We start from the raw sequence: 3,282 nt of genomic DNA, 5'->3' as shown, positions 1-3,282 counted from the left end.
TGGGATATGGGGTATGGGTAAAGTTAGTTATAATATTTATCACATCCATTTGGACATACACCATCAACTTTACCGTTAAAGCTTTCTGGTTTTTGAGATAAATTGCTACATTGCTCGTAGTAGCTATCGTAACTTGTACTCAAGTCATGAAAGTCCACTTCCGCAACATTTTTTCCAGATTGACCATGAAATCTAAAGTATCCTTTATTCGAATTCTTAAATATCTCTAGTAAGGGTTGTTTATCTTCATCGGGTACAAATATTGAGTTTCTGTAAGTTCTATTTAAACTTTTCTCAACAGAAAATGAATAGATTTGGCCCTTTTCGTTTTTAAAGTCAATAGTCGCCCCATTTAAAATACTAAAGAAAAAAGAGTCTCTAGCATACAGACCTATACTGTTATTAAACTCATCACACATAAAGTCAACAGTGAATGACGCTGTCGATTCATCAGATGGTTTTAACCATACAGTAAATGAAGTTCTGTTGGTCTTGTTATCGAAAGAGTCATATTCATAATCGGTTCTAGTAATAAGGTTCCAGTTTTCCAAGTTGATGGTTTTGAGTTTCATTCCTCTTTCGGTAGGAGATGCATCCACCTTCATTGGGGTAAGAAAACAGCAAGCTAGAAGGGGGACTATGTAGGGATGTTTCATATACTACAAACCGTATAAACCAAAAGAATAAGCACATATTAACACTATGATACTAATAGTCATGGAGTTCAATATGAACAAGATCACCAATCTTCAACAAATCACAACCCTACCAATCACCACAACCTTACAAGAACAAGTCAAAGCCATACTCACCGAGCCATTTCACGATAAAGCAGAAACCCAACAGGCGTGGGATGAACTGCAATGTGAGCTCTGGTTTCTCACATTAATTTCCGAACTCTCTGCCGTCGTCGACGATATCGAAATGCTAAAACGAGCACTGACCTACACCGAATTCGAAGATGATCTGGACTACGGAGCAGTACTCACCCTGAGCATTGTCAAGGACTCTGGCAAGGGTATCTATCTACTGATGCCTAAGACACTACTCACCGAATTACGCCAATACTTCTCCATCGAGAATGACTAAGGAGGCAAAGATGCAATCCCGAAAATTCAAATTCAATAAGCGCCAACTCGACTCACTACCACCGACGCAGCCGTCGAGCAAAAGCAAGGAAACGGAATACACTGACGAGTTATGTAGTGGCCTAAAAATAATTATCAACCGACAAGGCCGACGTAGGTTCCTTTTCAGGTACACCTACAATCGGGTTAAAAAATCCATACAACTAGGTGAGTATCCAGCGCTAGATATTGCCACCGCTCGTCAGATTGCCAATGACCACAAACGGGAAATTGCCCTAGGTAATGACCCCAAGGTTATTCGAGACGAAAAACGGAATGTACTATCCTTTCAGGAATTTGCGGAGCTGCACTACTTACCCTACGCAATGATGAATAAGCTCACCGCCAAAAGTGATGCAGGTAGTCTCAAGCTCCATTTCTATCCGAAATGGGGTAAGAAACCTCTTACTGATATTGGTCAGCAAGATATTCAGAAATTGTTGGACGGGCTACTAGAAGGTAGGAAACCTGCAACGGTCAACCGTCTACGCTCTTTGATCCTTCGTATGTTCAGACTGGCAATGGAATGGGGCTATGTCGATTCTAATCCCGGTCAGTACATACGGAAGCTCAAGGAAAACAACGTAAGGCAAAGATTTCTCTCACGTGCAGAGGTTTCCAGCTTCATCAAGGCATGTAACGAAGAACCGAATCGAACCCAAGCCAACGCATTGAAATTTGCGCTACTAACAGGGATGCGCATAGGTGAAATAACTGGCTCAAAATGGGAGTGCCTTACTGTCGACGACGACGGCAATTGGAGCCTATTTCTCCCCCACACTAAGTCCGGCCTTTCTAGGACCGTCATATTAAATAATCTAGCTAAAGAGGTCATCCATGATCAACGACGATTTCAACAACCGAAGAACCCCTATATCTTTGCCGGAGATGCACCCGGTAGACCTATCGCCCATCCGAAGAAGGCATTTGCTCGAATCAAGAAAGCTGCCGGGATTACAGACAACTTCCGAATTCACGATTTGAGGCACAGCTTCGCATCGATCCTCATAAACAGCGGAAATGCCACGCTCTATGATGTTCAGCATTTGTTGGGACATCAGTCGCCTCAGACGAGTACCAGATATGCTCATTTAGCTAGTTCAAGGCTGAGAGAGGTAAGTGCTAATGTGGCTGAGTTGGTTGGGGATGTGAGTTGATACATAAATAGAAACAGTAGGCAACTGCATGCCTACTGTTCTAAGATGACTCAGTCTTTGCTCTTTTTGTTACAAACTCCTCTGAGTTGGTGACTGATTAATGGATTTAGGATTTTTCATGGCTGACATTACTGTGCTGAATGAGATATTTGCTACTTTGAAACCACTCGCAACACCAATAGTTGTCGCGACATTGACATATTGGCTAAAGGGAAAAATCGATAAGACACATTATGAAAATAAGTTGAAACAAGATAGGGAGGCCGCTATAGAGTTAAGAGAGATTAAGAGGAAGATGGATGAAGCTGACTTCCCTAAACTTCTCGACAATTTATCTTCAACCACGTCGCTAGTTCAATCTATTCAAGGTGAGATTTCAAACAAGTTTTGGGTGAAACAAGAAATTTTCCATACAAAGCAAGAAATCATGTTATCAATAACGAAAGCGATTTTAGAGTTGGCCGAGTTAGTCCGTAACCGCAGTCAAGAGCACTCAATCTATCACCATGTCTTTTATGAACATTGTGGATTTTCCGGTGGTGGATATGATGTTCCCTGCGATGCTCCCACGAAGTATCACGTAGAAGCAGAAAGGTTAGAACAGGAATACTGGTCGTACGTTGAACAAGAGATTGAGAGTGAAAAAGCAAGTTACAGAGCAAAGTACGGCACTAAAGAATATAGAGATAAAGATAAGCAGCTTTTCAACTTGGTTGTAAGTTCTATAGAAAAAGTTTTGGCAAGCATTAGGCTAAATCAGGCCATCTTGCACGTAGAAACCGTGGGATTGTGTACATTTCTCGAACTTTCTAAGGATAATCTAACCAAAGTCAACGATTCGAGAGAGGAAGACTTGTCTGGGTATGATTGGTCAGAATATCAAAATGAAAAATATCAAGAATTCTTAGTAGAGATTGAGGAACAATTAACTAATGTAGTTAGACTTACTAAAGTTGAGCTGGACATTACTGATAAGGTTTAAAAATATCCTCCATCAC

4 protein-coding genes are annotated in these 3,282 nt (G+C 41.1%); 3 read left to right on the top strand and 1 reads right to left on the bottom strand.

All coding sequences use genetic code 11. The features are described from left to right. Positions 1-23: 23 nt before the first annotated feature. The gene (locus tag R8N49_RS24330) at positions 24-656 is read right to left on the bottom strand and encodes a hypothetical protein (protein ID WP_139125518.1); all 633 of its coding nucleotides are present in this window, start codon (positions 654-656) and stop codon (positions 24-26) included. 73 nt (positions 657-729) lie between these two features. Here R8N49_RS24330 and R8N49_RS24325 point away from each other — a divergent pair, with 73 nt between their 5' ends. The 3 genes from R8N49_RS24325 (at position 730) to R8N49_RS24315 (ending at position 3,266) form a co-directional block, all read left to right on the top strand. Continuing rightward, a complete protein-coding gene (locus R8N49_RS24325) occupies positions 730-1,089 on the top strand; it encodes a hypothetical protein (RefSeq protein ID WP_195723447.1) in 360 nt (119 codons plus the stop codon). Positions 1,090-1,099: 10 nt separating this feature from the next. Further along, the gene (locus R8N49_RS24320; RefSeq protein WP_318190129.1) at positions 1,100-2,284 is read left to right on the top strand and encodes a site-specific integrase; all 1,185 of its coding nucleotides are present in this window, start codon (positions 1,100-1,102) and stop codon (positions 2,282-2,284) included. A gap of 118 nt (positions 2,285-2,402) precedes the next feature. After that, positions 2,403-3,266, top strand: a complete 864-nt coding sequence (locus R8N49_RS24315) for a hypothetical protein (RefSeq protein ID WP_318190128.1) — start codon at positions 2,403-2,405, stop codon at positions 3,264-3,266. The last annotated feature ends 16 nt before the right edge of the window (positions 3,267-3,282 follow it).

Source organism: Vibrio sp. 1978, from assembly GCF_033344345.1.
Note: the sequence above shows the minus strand (reverse complement) of the source record. Positions and strands in the feature narration are given on the sequence as shown.

Excerpts from the sequence above, each read along its gene's own strand:
- R8N49_RS24315 (WP_318190128.1), top strand. The coding sequence starts at position 2,403 with ATGGCTGACATTACTGTGCTGAATGAGATATTTGCTACTTTGAAACCA.
- R8N49_RS24320 (WP_318190129.1), top strand. The coding sequence starts at position 1,100 with ATGCAATCCCGAAAATTCAAATTCAATAAGCGCCAACTCGACTCACTA.
- R8N49_RS24330 (WP_139125518.1), bottom strand. The coding sequence starts at position 656 with ATGAAACATCCCTACATAGTCCCCCTTCTAGCTTGCTGTTTTCTTACC.
- R8N49_RS24325 (WP_195723447.1), top strand. The coding sequence starts at position 730 with ATGAACAAGATCACCAATCTTCAACAAATCACAACCCTACCAATCACC.